Origin of the sequence: Sphingopyxis sp. (assembly GCF_965227415.1) — a bacterium.
Classification (GTDB): domain Bacteria; phylum Pseudomonadota; class Alphaproteobacteria; order Sphingomonadales; family Sphingomonadaceae; genus Sphingopyxis.
Map to the genome: position 1 here is coordinate 2338551 of NZ_OZ245749.1, position 14413 is coordinate 2352963.

16 protein-coding genes and 1 pseudogene are annotated in these 14413 nt (G+C 64.3%); 9 read left to right on the plus strand and 8 right to left on the minus strand.

Annotated elements, in window-relative coordinates; all coding sequences use genetic code 11:
* Positions 1-75: 75 nt before the first annotated feature.
* Genes ACO055_RS11395 through ACO055_RS11405 form a run of 3 tightly spaced genes read right to left on the minus strand, consistent with a single transcriptional unit; the run spans position 76 to position 1726 of the window.
* Positions 76-552, minus strand: a complete 477-nt coding sequence (locus ACO055_RS11395; protein ID WP_422058987.1) for a DUF6790 family protein — start codon at positions 550-552, stop codon at positions 76-78.
* 26 nt (positions 553-578) lie between these two features.
* Positions 579-1049, minus strand: a complete 471-nt coding sequence (locus ACO055_RS11400) for a hypothetical protein (RefSeq protein ID WP_422058988.1) — start codon at positions 1047-1049, stop codon at positions 579-581.
* Positions 1037-1726, minus strand: coding sequence for a dienelactone hydrolase family protein (locus tag ACO055_RS11405; protein WP_422058989.1), 690 nt, complete (start codon positions 1724-1726; stop codon positions 1037-1039). Before ACO055_RS11405 ends, ACO055_RS11400 begins: the two co-directional genes overlap by 13 nt.
* Positions 1727-1985: 259 nt before the next feature.
* Between ACO055_RS11405 and ACO055_RS11410 the strand changes: the two genes are divergently transcribed.
* From ACO055_RS11410 to ACO055_RS11435, 6 genes are all read left to right on the plus strand, one after another.
* Complete coding sequence (locus ACO055_RS11410) at positions 1986-2552, plus strand: F0F1 ATP synthase subunit delta (RefSeq protein WP_422058990.1); 567 nt, start codon at positions 1986-1988, stop codon at positions 2550-2552.
* Positions 2553-2590: 38 nt separating this feature from the next.
* Positions 2591-4120, plus strand: a complete 1530-nt coding sequence (gene atpA / locus ACO055_RS11415; RefSeq protein WP_422058992.1) for a F0F1 ATP synthase subunit alpha — start codon at positions 2591-2593, stop codon at positions 4118-4120.
* Between the two features lie 50 nt (positions 4121-4170).
* The gene (locus ACO055_RS11420) at positions 4171-5046 is read left to right on the plus strand and encodes a F0F1 ATP synthase subunit gamma (RefSeq protein ID WP_422058993.1); all 876 of its coding nucleotides are present in this window, start codon (positions 4171-4173) and stop codon (positions 5044-5046) included.
* Between the two features lie 56 nt (positions 5047-5102).
* Positions 5103-6644, plus strand: coding sequence for a F0F1 ATP synthase subunit beta (atpD, locus tag ACO055_RS11425; protein WP_422058995.1), 1542 nt, complete (start codon positions 5103-5105; stop codon positions 6642-6644).
* A 48-nt stretch (positions 6645-6692) separates the two neighbouring features.
* Positions 6693-6950 (plus strand): ATP synthase F1 subunit epsilon, encoded by a 258-nt coding sequence (locus tag ACO055_RS11430; protein WP_422058996.1) that lies wholly within the window; start codon positions 6693-6695, stop codon positions 6948-6950.
* Between the two features lie 189 nt (positions 6951-7139).
* On the plus strand, positions 7140-8636 hold the full coding sequence (locus tag ACO055_RS11435; protein WP_422058997.1) for a CpaF family protein: 1497 nt from the start codon (positions 7140-7142) through the stop codon (positions 8634-8636).
* Here the strand turns inward: ACO055_RS11435 and ACO055_RS11440 are convergent.
* Positions 8633-8806, minus strand: coding sequence for a hypothetical protein (locus ACO055_RS11440; protein ID WP_422058998.1), 174 nt, complete (start codon positions 8804-8806; stop codon positions 8633-8635). The genes ACO055_RS11435 and ACO055_RS11440 overlap by 4 nt on opposite strands.
* A gap of 88 nt (positions 8807-8894) precedes the next feature.
* Between ACO055_RS11440 and ACO055_RS11445 the strand changes: the two genes are divergently transcribed.
* Complete coding sequence (locus ACO055_RS11445) at positions 8895-9701, plus strand: class I SAM-dependent methyltransferase (protein ID WP_422058999.1); 807 nt, start codon at positions 8895-8897, stop codon at positions 9699-9701.
* Between the two features lie 62 nt (positions 9702-9763).
* A complete protein-coding gene (aat, locus tag ACO055_RS11450) occupies positions 9764-10471 on the plus strand; it encodes a leucyl/phenylalanyl-tRNA--protein transferase (protein ID WP_422059000.1) in 708 nt (235 codons plus the stop codon).
* A 35-nt stretch (positions 10472-10506) separates the two neighbouring features.
* Here the strand turns inward: aat and ACO055_RS11455 are convergent.
* From ACO055_RS11455 to ACO055_RS11470, 4 genes and pseudogenes are all read right to left on the minus strand, one after another.
* A pseudogene (locus tag ACO055_RS11455) lies at positions 10507-10743 on the minus strand (DUF2155 domain-containing protein); the annotation flags it as partial.
* Between the two features lie 176 nt (positions 10744-10919).
* Positions 10920-11306, minus strand: coding sequence for an NADH:ubiquinone oxidoreductase subunit NDUFA12 (locus ACO055_RS11460; protein WP_422059001.1), 387 nt, complete (start codon positions 11304-11306; stop codon positions 10920-10922).
* 60 nt (positions 11307-11366) lie between these two features.
* On the minus strand, positions 11367-11831 hold the full coding sequence (locus tag ACO055_RS11465) for a DUF192 domain-containing protein (protein WP_422059002.1): 465 nt from the start codon (positions 11829-11831) through the stop codon (positions 11367-11369).
* A gap of 36 nt (positions 11832-11867) precedes the next feature.
* Positions 11868-12575, minus strand: a complete 708-nt coding sequence (locus ACO055_RS11470; protein ID WP_422059003.1) for a regulatory protein RecX — start codon at positions 12573-12575, stop codon at positions 11868-11870.
* A gap of 43 nt (positions 12576-12618) precedes the next feature.
* Here ACO055_RS11470 and ACO055_RS11475 point away from each other — a divergent pair, with 43 nt between their 5' ends.
* Entirely contained in the window at positions 12619-14370 is a 1752-nt protein-coding gene (locus tag ACO055_RS11475; protein ID WP_422059004.1) for a fatty acyl-AMP ligase, read from the plus strand.
* Positions 14371-14413: the final 43 nt, after the last annotated feature.

Below are 14413 nucleotides of genomic sequence, written 5' to 3' on the forward strand. Positions count from 1 at the left end.
GGCGGCCCTCCTCGCGCAAAAGCTGCGCCGAAGAGGTTTAGATTGGGTTAGGGCCAGGACCCTAGAGCCAGGACCCTAAGAGCGCCCCCAGACCGGAAAGGTCGCAGCCAGAAAGGCGAACAGCAACGCCGCCATCCCCAGGTCGGAGACCATCGCGACATTCTCCGAAAATTCGCGGTGGCGGTTCGTCCCATGCAGGGCGCCCGCCATCGCGTAGAAGAGCATCCCCGCGATCGCCATCGGCGCGACCCATTCAGGCCGCCTGATCGACGCGATCGAAATCAGCCCGATCGTGACATTCCAGAAGCCCAGTTCCTGCGCGAGAGGGAACGCCGCCTTGTCGGTGACGCCGAAAATGCCCGTCGCGGTCAGTTCGGGCTTCACGACCTGCCGCACACCCGCGATCAGCAGCCGGACGCCGACGCCCCAGAAGACGAACCATTTGCCGATCAGCTGCCACAGGTTCGCGGTCCCCCCGCCGGCCCAGCGCTCGATCAGCACCGACGCCGCCGGAAGCACCAGCATGGTCAGCACAACAACGATCAGATGCATCGCTCTCTCCCCCTTGCCATCGCCGCTCAGCGCGCGCGCCAGGCGGCGCGAATCTCCTCAATCCGCTTCTTCGCTGCGGCATCCGCGGCCGCCTTGCCGCCCTGCCTTGCCACTTTCTCATGCAGGTCGTTGACCGCGATGGCGTCGTCCTGCGAACATATCCGCTCGTCCGGATTGCCGCCGCGCAGATAATAGCCCTCGCTCGCGCACTGACCGTCGAGCTCGGCAAAGCAGGAGCCCTGGGTGGTGACCGCGAAGTCGACCGGCGGCATCGGGGTGACCGTCAAGCCCTTCCGCTCCTGGTCATAATCGAAACTGCATCTTTTGTCGGTCGCATCGTTCATCACGCACATACAGCGTGCATCGGCCAGATTGCGCAGGCGGGCGATGCGCGACTGCTGGTCCTGGAGCGCTTGCTGCTCGCCCCCGCCGCCTCCACAAGCGGCGAGCGCCAGCATGCCCGACACGGCCAAGATAATCGGCTTCATCCGCCGCACGCCTTGAACAGCATCAAGGTCCGCTCCTTCGCCAGCGCCTCGCTCGGTTCGTGATAATCCTTGCGCCGGTCGCTGTTGAAGCCGTGCCCCGCTTCATAGACGAAAATCTGCGCGGTCGGGTGATTCTGGGCAATCAGCGCCTCGACACCCTCCATCGGGATGCCGTCGTCAAAGCGGCCGAAATGGGCGATCGACGCGCAGGCAGGCGCCTCGTCCTTGAACATCGTCGGCACGAGACTGCCGTAATAGGAGGAAGAGGCCGCAAGGTCGGGGCTGATCTGCGCCATCCGCCACGCAACCGATCCGCCATAACAATAGCCGGTGATGAAGACCGGGCCTTTCCCTTTGAGGGCGTGGATGCACGTCTGCGCATCCTTCAGACTCTGCTCGAAAGGATGAAGCTCGCGCGCCAGCTGCACCGCGCGCTGGAACTGCGGCCCCGAATAATCGCTCTCGAACCCCGGATGCTCGCGGTCGAACAGCGCGGGCGACAGCACTTCATAGCCGTCGGCGGCATATTCGTCGCACAGCTCGCGAATATGGTCGGTGACCCCGAAAATTTCCTGGATCAGCACCAGTCCGCCCTTGCGGTCTTCGGGCCGCTCTGCTTCGGGCTGCGCATGATAGACGGCGATCTCGGCGCCATCGCCCATCGTCATCCGGATCATCTCTCCCATGCGCATATCCCTCTCTTCTTTGGACGGGGCGTGTCGAAGTCCCGGCCTTCTTTGGTCCGTGTTTGAAGAAAGAACAGCGCTTCGACAAGCTCGGCGCGAACGGCGTGGCAGGGGTCGCATGATTCATCCCACCCCCGCCTTGCATTGCAGCAAAATCGTTGCTAGGCGCGCCGCGAACTCGCCGCGGGGGATATCACCGATATCCGCCAAATCCCGCGCGACCCATCCCCCACGGGATCGTAGCAAAGGACTTTCACGCGTGGAGAATTCCGGCGGCATTCAAGGCAACATCACGGCGGGCCTCGCGGGCCGCTATGCCAGCGCGCTGTTCGATCTGGCGCGCGAATCGAACAATATCGACAGCGTCCGGAAGAGCCTGGGCGACCTCAAGGCCGGACTGACCGAATCGGCAGACCTGACCGCGCTCGTCACCAGCCCGATCGTCGGCCGCGGCGACGCCGCGAAAGCGATCGGCGCAGTGGCCAAGGCGATGAAGCTCGATTCGCTGACGACCCAATTTCTGGGCGTGCTGGCCGAGAACCGCCGCCTCGCCGATCTGCCCGGCATGATCGACGCGTATGACGCGATCGTCGCAGCGCATCGCGGCGAAGTGACCGCAAAGGTCACCAGCGCACACCCGCTGAGCGCCGAGCAGATCAAGGCGCTCGCCGCCAACCTCAAGACCCGTGTCGGCCGCGACGTCCAGATCGCGACCACCGTCGACCCCGCCATCCTTGGCGGCCTTGTCGTCCAGCTGGGTAGCCAGCTGATCGACGGCAGCATCCGTACCCGTCTCAACAGTTTCGCCCAGGCGATGAAGGGCTGAAAGCCCTACGCCAAAATGCCCCGATGAAAGGCTAAACAATGCAAATCCGCGCCGCTGAAATCAGCAAGGTCATCAAGGACCAGATCGCCAATTTCGGCACCGAAGCCACGGTCAGCGAGATCGGTTCGGTTCTGTCGGTCGGCGACGGCATCGCCCGCGTCCACGGCCTCGACAATGTCCAGGCCGGTGAAATGGTCGAATTCGCCAACGGCGTGAAGGGCATGGCGCTCAACCTCGAAGCCGACAATGTCGGCATCGTGATCTTCGGCAGCGACGCCGAGATCAAGGAAGGCGACGTCGTCAAGCGCACCGGCACGATCGTCGACGTTCCCGTCGGCAAGGGCCTGCTCGGCCGCGTCGTCGATGGCCTCGGCAATCCGATCGACGGCAAGGGCCCGATCAAGGCCGAAAAGCGCATGCGCGTCGAAGTGAAGGCGCCGGGCATCATCCCGCGCACCTCGGTGCACGAACCCGTCCAGACCGGCCTCAAGGCGCTCGACGCGCTCGTCCCCGTGGGCCGCGGCCAGCGCGAACTGATCATCGGCGATCGCCAGACCGGCAAGACCGCCGTCGCGATCGACACCTTCATCAACCAGAAGGAAGCCAACGCCGGCACCGACGAGAGCAAGAAGCTTTATTGCATCTATGTCGCGATCGGCCAGAAGCGCTCGACCGTCGCGCAGATCGTTCGCCAGCTCGAAGAAAATGGCGCGATGGAATATTCGATCGTCGTCGCCGCGACCGCGTCGGAGCCCGCTCCGCTGCAGTTCCTGGCGCCCTATACCGGCTGCACGATGGGCGAATATTTCCGTGACAACGGCATGCACGCCGTGATCGTCTATGACGATCTGTCGAAGCAGGCCGTCGCCTATCGCCAGATGTCGCTGTTACTGCGCCGTCCGCCGGGCCGCGAAGCTTACCCCGGCGACGTTTTCTATCTCCACAGCCGCCTGCTCGAGCGTTCGGCCAAGATGAACGCCGACAATGGCTCGGGCTCGCTCACCGCGCTGCCGATCATCGAAACGCAGGCGGGCGACGTTTCGGCGTACATCCCGACCAACGTGATTTCGATCACCGATGGCCAGATCTTCCTCGAAACCAACCTGTTCAACGCCGGTATCCGCCCCGCCATCAACGTGGGTCTGTCGGTGTCGCGCGTCGGCTCGGCCGCGCAGACCAAGGCGATGAAAAAGGTGTCGGGTTCGATCAAACTCGAACTCGCGCAGTATCGCGAAATGGAAGCGTTCGCGCAGTTCGGTTCGGATCTCGACGCATCGACGCAAAAGCTGCTCAACCGCGGCGCGCGCCTGACGCAGCTGCTGAAACAGCCGCAGTTCCAGCCGATGCCGTTCGAAGAGCAGACCGCGTCGATCTTTGCCGGCACCAACGGCTATCTCGACAAGGTCGCGACGACCGACGTCTCGCGTTACGAGGCGGCGATGATCGCCTATCTGCGCAGCGACCATGCCGGCGTGCTCAAGACGATCCGCGACACCAAGGACCTTGGCGACGATGCCAAGAAGGGCCTGGTTGCCGCGCTCGAAGCGTTCGCCAAGATTTTCGCTTAAAGGTTACGTCGCCCCGGCTGCGCCCGGGATGACGCAATATAGGGGCCTTCATGGCAAACCTGAAAGAACTCAAAGGGCGGATCAACTCGGTCAAATCGACCCAGAAGATCACCAAGGCCAAGAAAATGGTCGCGGCGGCCAAGCTGCGCAAGGCGCAGGCGGCTGCCGAAGCCGCGCGTCCCTATGCCGAGCGCCTCGAACGCGTCGTCGCCAGCCTGGCGTCCAAGGTCGGCGGGTCGGACAGCGCGCCAAAGCTTCTTTCGGGCACCGGCAAGACCGACACGCACCTGCTCGTCGTGCTCAACAGCGACCGCGGCCTCGCCGGCGCGTTCAACTCGAACATCGTCAAGGCGGCGCGCGACAAGGCGCTCGAATTGCAGGCGCAGGGCAAGAAGGTTCTCTTCTACCTGATCGGCCGCAAGGGCCGTCCGGTCATCGGACGCCTGTTCGCGGGCCAGATCACCGAATTGTACGAGACGACGGGCATCCGCGACATCGGTTTCGACCAGGCGCACGAGATTTCGGCGAAGGTCATGGAGCTGTACGAAACCGGCGCCTTCGACGTCGCGCATCTTTTCTATTCGAAGTTCCGCTCGGCGCTCCTCCAGGAAGCGACCGGCCAGCAACTGATCCCCGTTCCCGCTCCGGTCGACGTTCCGGCATCGAGCGGCGCCGCGGTCGAATATGAACCCGACGAGGAAGCGATCCTCGCCGACCTGCTGCCGCGCAACATCACGATCCAGATATTCAAGGGCATCCTCGAAAACGCCGCGTCCGAACAGGGCGCGTCGATGACCGCAATGGACAATGCGACGCGCAACGCGGGCGACCTGATCAACAAGCTGACCATCATTTACAACCGCACGCGTCAGGCGGCGATCACGACCGAACTGATTGAAATCATCGCTGGCGCGGAAGCGCTGTAGCCCACGACGACACTGGCGCCGACGCGCTGTAAGCTATCCAAGCAAGGAAGAAGACAATGGCAACCGCACCCACCGCCGCGAAAAAGGCGCCCGCCAAGAAGCCCGCAGCGCCCAAGGCCGCCGCGCCGAAGAAGGCCGCTGCTCCGAAGACCGTGAGCACCAAAATCGCCACGGGCCGCATCGCCCAGGTCATCGGCGCCGTCGTCGACGTCCAGTTCACGGGGACGCTGCCCGCGATTCTGAATGCGCTCGAAACCGACAACAACGGCAACCGCCTCGTCCTCGAAGTCGCGCAGCACCTTGGCGAGAACACGGTCCGCACCATTGCGATGGACGCGACCGACGGCCTGACCCGCGGCCAGCCCGTCACCGACACCGGCGCGCAGATCTCGGTTCCCGTCGGCCCGCAGACGCTCGGTCGCATCCTCAACGTCATCGGCGAGCCGATCGACGAACAGGGTCCGGTCAACGCCGCGAGCCGCGCGCCGATCCACGCCAAGGCTCCCGAATTCGTCGACCAGTCGACCGAAAGCAGCATTCTTGTCACCGGCATCAAGGTCATCGACCTGATCGCGCCTTACGCAAAGGGCGGCAAGATCGGCCTGTTCGGCGGCGCGGGCGTCGGCAAGACCGTGCTCATCCAGGAACTGATCAACAACATCGCCAAGGGCCATGGTGGTACGTCGGTGTTCGCGGGCGTCGGTGAACGCACCCGCGAAGGCAACGATCTGTATCACGAATTCCTCGACGCCGGCGTTATCGCCAAGGACAAGGACGGCAACCCGACCCCCGAAGGGTCGAAGGTTGCGCTGGTGTTCGGCCAGATGAACGAGCCGCCGGGCGCCCGCGCCCGCGTCGCGCTCTCGGGCCTGACGATCGCCGAATATTTCCGCGACCAGGAAGGCCAGGACGTGCTCTTCTTCGTCGACAACATCTTCCGCTTTACCCAGGCGGGTTCGGAAGTGTCGGCACTGCTCGGCCGTATTCCTTCGGCGGTGGGCTATCAGCCGACGCTGTCGACCGACATGGGCGCGCTGCAGGAACGCATCACCTCGACGAACAAGGGCTCGATCACTTCGGTGCAGGCCATCTATGTTCCCGCGGATGACTTGACCGACCCTGCCCCGGCAACCTCCTTCGCTCACTTGGACGCGACGACGACGCTGAACCGCGCAATTTCGGAACTCGGCATCTATCCGGCGGTCGATCCGCTCGATTCGACCAGCCGCGTGCTGACCGCCGCGATCGTCGGCCAGGAGCATTATGAGACCGCTCGCCGCGTTCAGGAAACGCTGCAGAAGTACAAGTCGCTTCAGGACATCATCGCCATTCTCGGCATGGACGAGCTGAGCGAAGAAGATAAGCTGGTCGTCGCCCGCGCGCGCAAGATCCAGCGTTTCCTGTCGCAGCCGTTCCACGTCGCCGAAGTCTTCACCAACATCCCCGGCAAGTTCGTCGCGATCGAAGACACGGTGAAGTCGTTCAAGGCCGTTGTCGACGGCGAGTATGACCATCTTCCCGAAGCGGCCTTCTATATGGTCGGCGGCATCGAAGAAGCGGTCGCCAAGGCCGCGAAGCTGGCCGCGGACGCCGCATAAACCCCTGTTTCCCCTCCCGCCGCGGCGGGAGGGAAATGAGAGACTGATATGGCCCTCAAGTTCGAACTCGTCACCCCCGCCCGCCTCGAGCGGTCGATCGACGTCTATATGGTCACCGTGCCCGGCGCCGAAGGCGACTTCTCGGTGCTCGAAGGCCATGCGCCGTTCATGGCGACGCTGCGCAACGGCCCGCTGACCATCTATGCCACCAACGGCGCGGCGCCCGAAGTGATCGAGGTCGAAGGCGGCTTCGCCGAAGTGAACGAGGCCGGCCTGACCGTCCTCGCCGAGCATATCGCCAACTGATTTTTCAGCTTTTCGCTGCACTTCAAAGGCCCGCATCGTCCGATGCGGGCCTTTTTGCGTCAAACGCCGCAATCGTCACCGCGCATTAGGAGAATATCAAAGTTTCCGATTTATTCACCGTGTCGGATGGGGGTTTGCCATGGAAATCGGCCGATCCCCGCACATGCAGATTCGAAGCAGGATGATGAAATGAGCGCATTCGGACGCCGACCCGGTACCGCTGGCCGCCCCGCCTTTGGCGTGGCCAAGCCGATGCAGTCTGGCTCCGGCATGGGTGGCGGCTCGCAATTCCCTGCCATCGAGACGCCGTCCCCCGAAGCACCGCCGCCGATTCCGTCGAACCTCTCGCCCGAAGAAGAGGCGATGGAGCGGCTGAACCAGCGTTCGACCGCCGAGGCGATGGAGCCTGAAAAGGCGCAAGGATTCGAAGCCAGCGTCCACAAGATCAAGGAACAGGTGCTGCCGCGCCTGCTCGAACGCGTCGATCCCGAAGCCGCGGCGACGCTGAGCAAGGACGAGCTGACCGAGGAATTCCGGCCGATCATCCTCGAAGTGCTCGCGGAACTGCGCATCACGTTGAACCGCCGCGAGCAGTTCGCGCTCGAAAAGGTGCTCGTCGACGAACTGCTCGGCTTCGGCCCGCTCGAAGAGCTGCTCGCCGACCCCGATATTTCCGACATCATGGTCAACGGGCCCTATCAGACCTATATCGAAAAGAAGGGCCAGCTGGTCATCGCGCCGATCCAGTTCCGCGACGAACAGCATCTCTTCCAGATCGCACAGCGCATCTGCAACCTGGTCGGCCGCCGCGTCGACCAGACCACCCCGCTGGCCGACGCCCGTCTCAAGGACGGCAGCCGCGTCAACGTCATCGTGCCGCCGCTGTCGCTTCGCGGCACCGCGATCTCGATTCGTAAATTCTCGGCCAAGCCGATCACGCTCGACATGCTCCACCAATGGGGCGCGATGAGTCAGAAAATGTGCACCGCGCTCAAGATTGCGGGCGCGAGCCGTTTCAACATCGTGATTTCGGGTGGCACGGGTTCGGGCAAGACGACGATGCTCAACGCCTTGTCAAAGATGATCGATCCCGGCGAACGCGTGCTCACGATCGAAGATGCGGCCGAACTTCGCCTGCAACAGCCGCACTGGCTGCCGCTCGAAACGCGCCCCGCGAACCTCGAGGGCAATGGCGCGATCCACATGGGCGATCTGGTGAAGAACGCTCTGCGTATGCGCCCCGACCGTATCATCATGGGCGAAGTCCGTGGCGCCGAGTGTTTCGACCTTCTCGCCGCGATGAACACGGGTCACGACGGATCGATGTGTACGCTCCACAGCAACTCGCCGCGAGAATGCCTGGGCCGTATGGAAAATATGGTGCTGATGGGCGACATCAAGATTCCGAAGGAAGCAATCTCGAAGCAGATCGCCGATTCGGTCGACCTGATCGTCCAGATCAAGCGCCTGCGCGACGGTTCGCGCCGCGTCACCAACGTCACCGAAGTGATCGGGATGGAAGGCGACGTGATCGTCACCCAGGAATTGTTCAAGTTCGAATATCAGGACGAGGACAAGGACGGCAAGATCATCGGCGAATATCGCGCGATGGGCCTGCGCCCCTATACACTTGAAAAAGCACGCCAATACGGCTTCGATCAGCCGTATCTCGAGGCCTGCCTCTAAGGCTTCAACCCCATCGCCGCCGCGAACAGCGCAACCGTTACGGCGGTCAGCGCAATGCTCCGCCACGGCATGAAACCGACATCGTCGACGTCGCGCCGGTGACGGCGGCGATAGTCGGCGACTTCGGCAATGACCGCGACCGCGGCGCTGACCGCACTCACCGTCAGCATCGACCCTTGCATTGAGGCGCGTCCCTTCGCAAACAGGGGCCACTTCCCCCCCCAGTCTCTCGCCGAGAGAAAAATGAGAGGTGCCCATATGCGTCCGCTGATCCTCGTTGCAAGTGCTCTCGTCGCGCTTGCCGCCCCCGCCCTCGCCACGACCGCAAGCCAGAGCGGCGACGCCATTGCCGCCGCCGTCGCGGCGCCGACGCGTACCGCAGCGAACGTCGCGCGCGACACATACCGCCACCCCGCCGAAACGCTCGCCTTCTTCGGCGTGAAGCCGGGCGATACGGTGGTCGAGCTGTGGCCCGGCGGGGGCTGGTATACCGAGATCCTGGCGCCGCTTTCCAAAGCCGGCGGCGGCACGCTCTATGCGGCGGCGCCCTGGGAGAAGGGCCTCGCACGGATCAAGGACAAGCAGGCCGCCGACGCCGCCACTTATGGCGCGCTCAAGCTTGCCGAATTCCCCGGCACCGGCGCCGGCCCGAAGGTTCCCGACGGCAGCGCCGATGCGGTGCTGACCTTTCGCAACGTCCACAACTGGCGCTTCGGCGGCAAGGACAACACCGCCGACGCCTTCCGCCAGATCTACGCCATGCTAAAACCCGGCGGCGTCCTCGGGATCGAGGAACATCGCCTGCCCGAAGACATGGATTCGGCGCTGGAGGAAAAGAGCGGCTATATGAAGCGCTCGTCGATCGTCGCGTTCGCCGAAGCGGCCGGGTTCAAGCTCGCGGGTGAAAGCGACATCAATGCCAACCCCAAGGACACGCACGATTATCCGAACGGCGTCTGGACGTTGCCGCCGAACCTTCGCGACGGCGACAAGGACCGCGAGAAATATCTGGCGATCGGCGAATCGGATCGCATGACGCTGAAATTAGTGAAGCCCGCACGCTGAGGCACATCGAAGCCATAGACCCCGCGCTGCTGCTCAGCGCCTATGCGCAGGGGCTGTTCCCGATGGCCGACGGGGCGGATGACCCGTCGGTCCATTGGGTCGAACCGCGACTGCGTGCGATCCTGCCGCTCGGCGGCTTCCATCTGTCGAAGAGCCTCAGGAAAGTCATCGTCGCCGACCGGTTTCGCGTCACGACCGACACCGCGTTCCGCGCGATGATGGCGCTGTGCGCCGAGTCCGCCGACGATAGGCCGACGACGTGGATCAACCCCGTCATCAAGACGAGCTATGAGCGATTGTTCCAGCTCGGCCATGCGCACAGCATCGAATGCTGGTCGGGGGACGATCTGGTCGGCGGCCTGTACGGCGTTTCGCTCGGTCGTGCCTTTTTCGGCGAATCGATGGTCAGCCGCGCGCGAGATGCGTCGAAAGTCGCGCTGGCGCATCTGGTGGCGCGGCTCAAGGCCGGCGGCTGGCAGCTGCTCGACTGCCAGTTCATCACCCCGCATCTGGAAAGCCTTGGCGCGATCGAAATCCCGCAGGCCGACTATCTGCGGCGGCTCTATTCGGTGTTGTCGGATGGCGCCGGCGCGGCTTTCGGCGCGGCCGGTGCGGGTGCGGCTGGTGCGGGCGTGCCTTCGCCGCCGTTCGTTGCGGGCGACTGGGGCGCGCTCGACGGCTTGGGCGCAGCAGCCGATTTGGGCGCCGGACGCGTCACGGGTTCGCCGCCCGGATATGTCATCGCGCAGCTTTTGACGAAGACGTCATAGATCGGGTGCTGGATGACGTTGCGCTCGGGCCGTTCCTTGAACAGCCAGCCCGAGAACACGCGATACCATTTGTCGTCGCGCTGATCCTGCACCGTCAGCTGGACGAAAGCGCCGGTTTCAGGCGGCTCTTCCCATGGCGCCGTCGTCTCGCACGCGCGCAGGCGAACGATCGCGCGGCCGGAACGAACCGTATCGCCGGGTTTCATCTCGAGATCGCGGACCAGGCCGTTGCGCTTGTTGAGCAGGCCGACGATCGCGACGCGCTGCTCCATCGGCGTCGCCCCCTCGATCCCGCCGACTTCCTTGCGGACGCGTTCGGATTTCGCGAGCTGCGACGTCGCCTCGCCCGGACGTTTGCCATTGTCGTTGCTGCGGTTGCACGCGGACAGTGCGGTCGCCGCGACCAGCGCCAGAAGCGCAATCCGGATGGTGTTCGAGGCCACGAAGCTCAGTCGGCGCCGGGACGCCACGCCTCATAATCGCCCGTCGCCGCGGCGCGGTGGCCGCCGCGTTCGAGCGCACCCGCGGGGCGATAGGCACCAAGGCTGCCGGTCAGATTCGCGGTCGGTTCCTGCTCCCACGCGCGCGGCGCGGGCAGCATGTCGCCCGGCAGCTCGTCGAGCGTGCCATGTAACCAGCCATGCCATTCGGGCGGAACGCGGCTCGCATCGTTCGAGCCGTTATACAGGACCCAGCGGCGGGTGCCCTTTTTCGCACGGAAATAGCGGTTGCCAAGGCTGTCCTCGCCGACCTTTTCGCCGGTTCTCCAGCTGTTCAGCAGCGTGCCGACGGTCGCGCCGTCCCACCAGGTGAAAGTCTTGCCGAGGATCGTCATGGCGTGGCGTTTACAGGCAAGGGTGCGCGCTCCGCAAGCGCGAAACCGCGCGGCGCGGCGTTATTTCTTGTCCGTCCATGTGACCTTCGCGGTCTCGTCGATGCCCAGCTTTGCCGCCGTGCCGCCCGCAAGTTCGAGCACCGCCGCGACCTCGCCGCCGCTGACCACGGGTTCGAGCGATTCGGGAATCGTGTTTTCGGCGATCCGGTCGATGCTCCCGTCGGCACGAACGAAGATCATGTCGAGCGGGATGATCGTATTCTTCATCCAGAAGCTCGCGATTTTGGGTTTGGCAAACGGAAACAGCATGCCGCCATCGACGGGCAGCCCCATGCGGAGCATCAGCCCCTGTTCCTGCTCGGCCTCGCTACGCGCGACCTCGACCTTGAACCGGTGCGCCGTGCCCGCCATGTCGATCGTCAGCGGAATCGTCTGGGAATTTTCAGCTTCGCCGCCAGCATCCTTGCTGCACGCCGCAACCGGCAGGGCAAGCGTCAGGCCAAGAGCGATCAATATGGCGCGCATCGGCAATTCCCTTCCGGTCAACTCGTCCCGCGGGACCTAATCGAGCACCGTCTCGGCGTCCAGCGCTGCCAGCGCCTGCTCGTCCCCCGGCGGGACCGCCAGGATCCGGCGTGCAAGCGCCAGGCTGTGTCCCGCGCGCGCAAAAGCAGCAACCTGCCGTTCGCGCGCAGCGGGATCGCTGGCCGGCTGGACCGCAAAGGGCCCGAAACGGCGGCGTCGGGCAAAGCGGACCGCTGCCGCCATCGCATTGTCTTCGGCTTCGGCGATCGCCTCGCCGCTATCCTCGGGCGCGATGCCGTCGACGAAGAGTTGCGCCTTGACGCGCCGCACGCCCAGCCCGCGCCGCGTCATCGCCCCTGCGCGCATCGTCGCATATTGTCGGTCGTCCAGAAATTGCAGCCGCTCCATCCGGTCGGCAACCGCCTCGCACGCTGCCACCGGATCGAGATCGTCGACCCATTCGGATTCGCGAATTTTTCGTGAAAGATAGCGCGTCAGCTTGGCGCGGCTCGTCGCGAATCGCGCGACATAGCTCAGCCCCAGCTCGTCGAGCCGCGCTGCGGTAAGCCGCTTTCTGGAGCGGTCGGATGGCGTGCGGCTGGTGCCCATGCCATGTTTATGCCACAGTCGGGCCTGATTGAGAACGAGCAGCGCCGCCATATCGGGCAACAAAGCCCGGAAACGGGCCAATTTGTTCCAACAATAGGGATCGCGCACCGTCACCATGGCCTCAAAAGATGACATGATTGTTGCCACGCGACCCGTTTCCCGGGACCCAGCACGCCCTATGACCGATCAATCTGCTTCTGCGGTGGAGGACCTTGTCCCCACCCCGACCGACTGCGCCCAGCCGCGCCGCTTTTCGGACTTCGCCACCGTCGGCGAAGCACTCGACTATGCCGCGAGCGGCACGCGCGGGCTCAATTTCCACGATCCACGCGGCAAGCTCGTGCGACCCTATCCCTATAGCGAACTCAAGACCGACGCGCTTCAGGCCGCGTACCGGCTGATCGCCGCGGGGGTTCAGCCGAACGACCGGATTGCGCTGATCGCAGAGACCGGCCCCGAATTCGCGGCGCTGTTTTTCGGCACCATCTATGCTGGCGCCTGGCCGGTCCCGCTGCCGCTGCCGACCAGCTTCGGCGGACGCGACAGCTATGTCGGCCAGCTGGTCGTCCAGCTCACCAGCTCCGATCCCAAGATGCTGTTTTTTCCGCCCGAGATCGCGGCGATGGCGGCCGAAGCCGCCGAACAGCGCGGCGTCGTGCCGATGGACTGGGCCGAATTCGAAGCGCGCCCGGCGCCGGTCGCCGCTCTGCCCGAGCAGAAGACCGACGAGACCTGTTACCTCCAGTATAGCAGCGGCTCGACGCGTTTCCCGCACGGCGTCGCGGTGACCCATGCGGCCCTGCTCAACAATCTTGCCGCGCACTCGCACGGGATGGAAGTGCGCGATACCGATCGCTGCGTGTCGTGGCTGCCCTGGTATCACGACATGGGCCTGGTCGGCTGCCTGCTCTCGCCAGTCGCGAATCAGGTGTCGGTCGACTATCTGAAGACCGAGGATTTCGCCCGCCGTCCGCTCGCGTGGCTCGACCTGATCAGCCGCAACCAGGGCACGACGCTCAGCTATTCGCCGACCTTCGGCTACGATATTTGTTCGCGCCGCGTGTCGAGCCAGACGCACGTCGCCGACCGCTTCGACCTGTCGCGCTGGCGTGTCGCAGGCAACGGCGCCGACATGATTCGCCCCGATGTGATGCAGCATTTCGTCGACGCCTTTGCCGAAGCGGGCTTCAAGGCGAGCGCTTTCCTGCCAAGCTATGGCCTGGCCGAAGCGACGCTGGCGGTCAGCATCATGCCGCCCGGCGAAGGGATCGTGGTCGAACTGGTCGAGGAAACCGAGTTGTCGGGCGCGGCAGGCGACGCAGGTCGACCGACCCGCTATCGCGCGATCGTCAATTGCGGCCGCGCTGCGCGCGACATGACGATCGAGGTCCGCGACGAAGCCGGCAACATTCTGCCCGACCAGACCGTCGGCAAGGTGTGGTGCACGGGCCCGTCGCTGATGACCGGCTATTTCCGCGACCCCGAAGCGACCGCCGCCTGCATGGCCGACGGCTGGCTCGATACCGGTGATATGGGTTATTTATCACATGGTTACATCTATATCGTCGGCCGCGCCAAAGACATGATCATCATCAATGGCAAGAATCACTGGCCGCAGGATATCGAATGGGCTGTCGAACAGCTGCCCGGCTTCAAGTCCGGCGATATTGCCGCGTTCGCGATCACCGCGCCAGGCGGCGAAGAGACGCCGGCGGTGCTCGTCCAGTGCCGGACCAGCGACGAGAATGAACGCGTCGTGCTGCGCGAAAAGATTCGCGACCGCGTCCGTGCGATCACCGGCATGAATTGCCTGATCGAGCTGATCCCGCCACGCACCCTGCCGCGCACCAGTTCGGGCAAGCTCAGCCGGTCGAAAGCGCGCGCGCAATATCTTGCCGGCGAAATCCAGCCTTTCCGCCTCGCCGCCTGATCGCGGCGCGCGATTTGCGTCCCGCGACGGGACAAAAATTTCG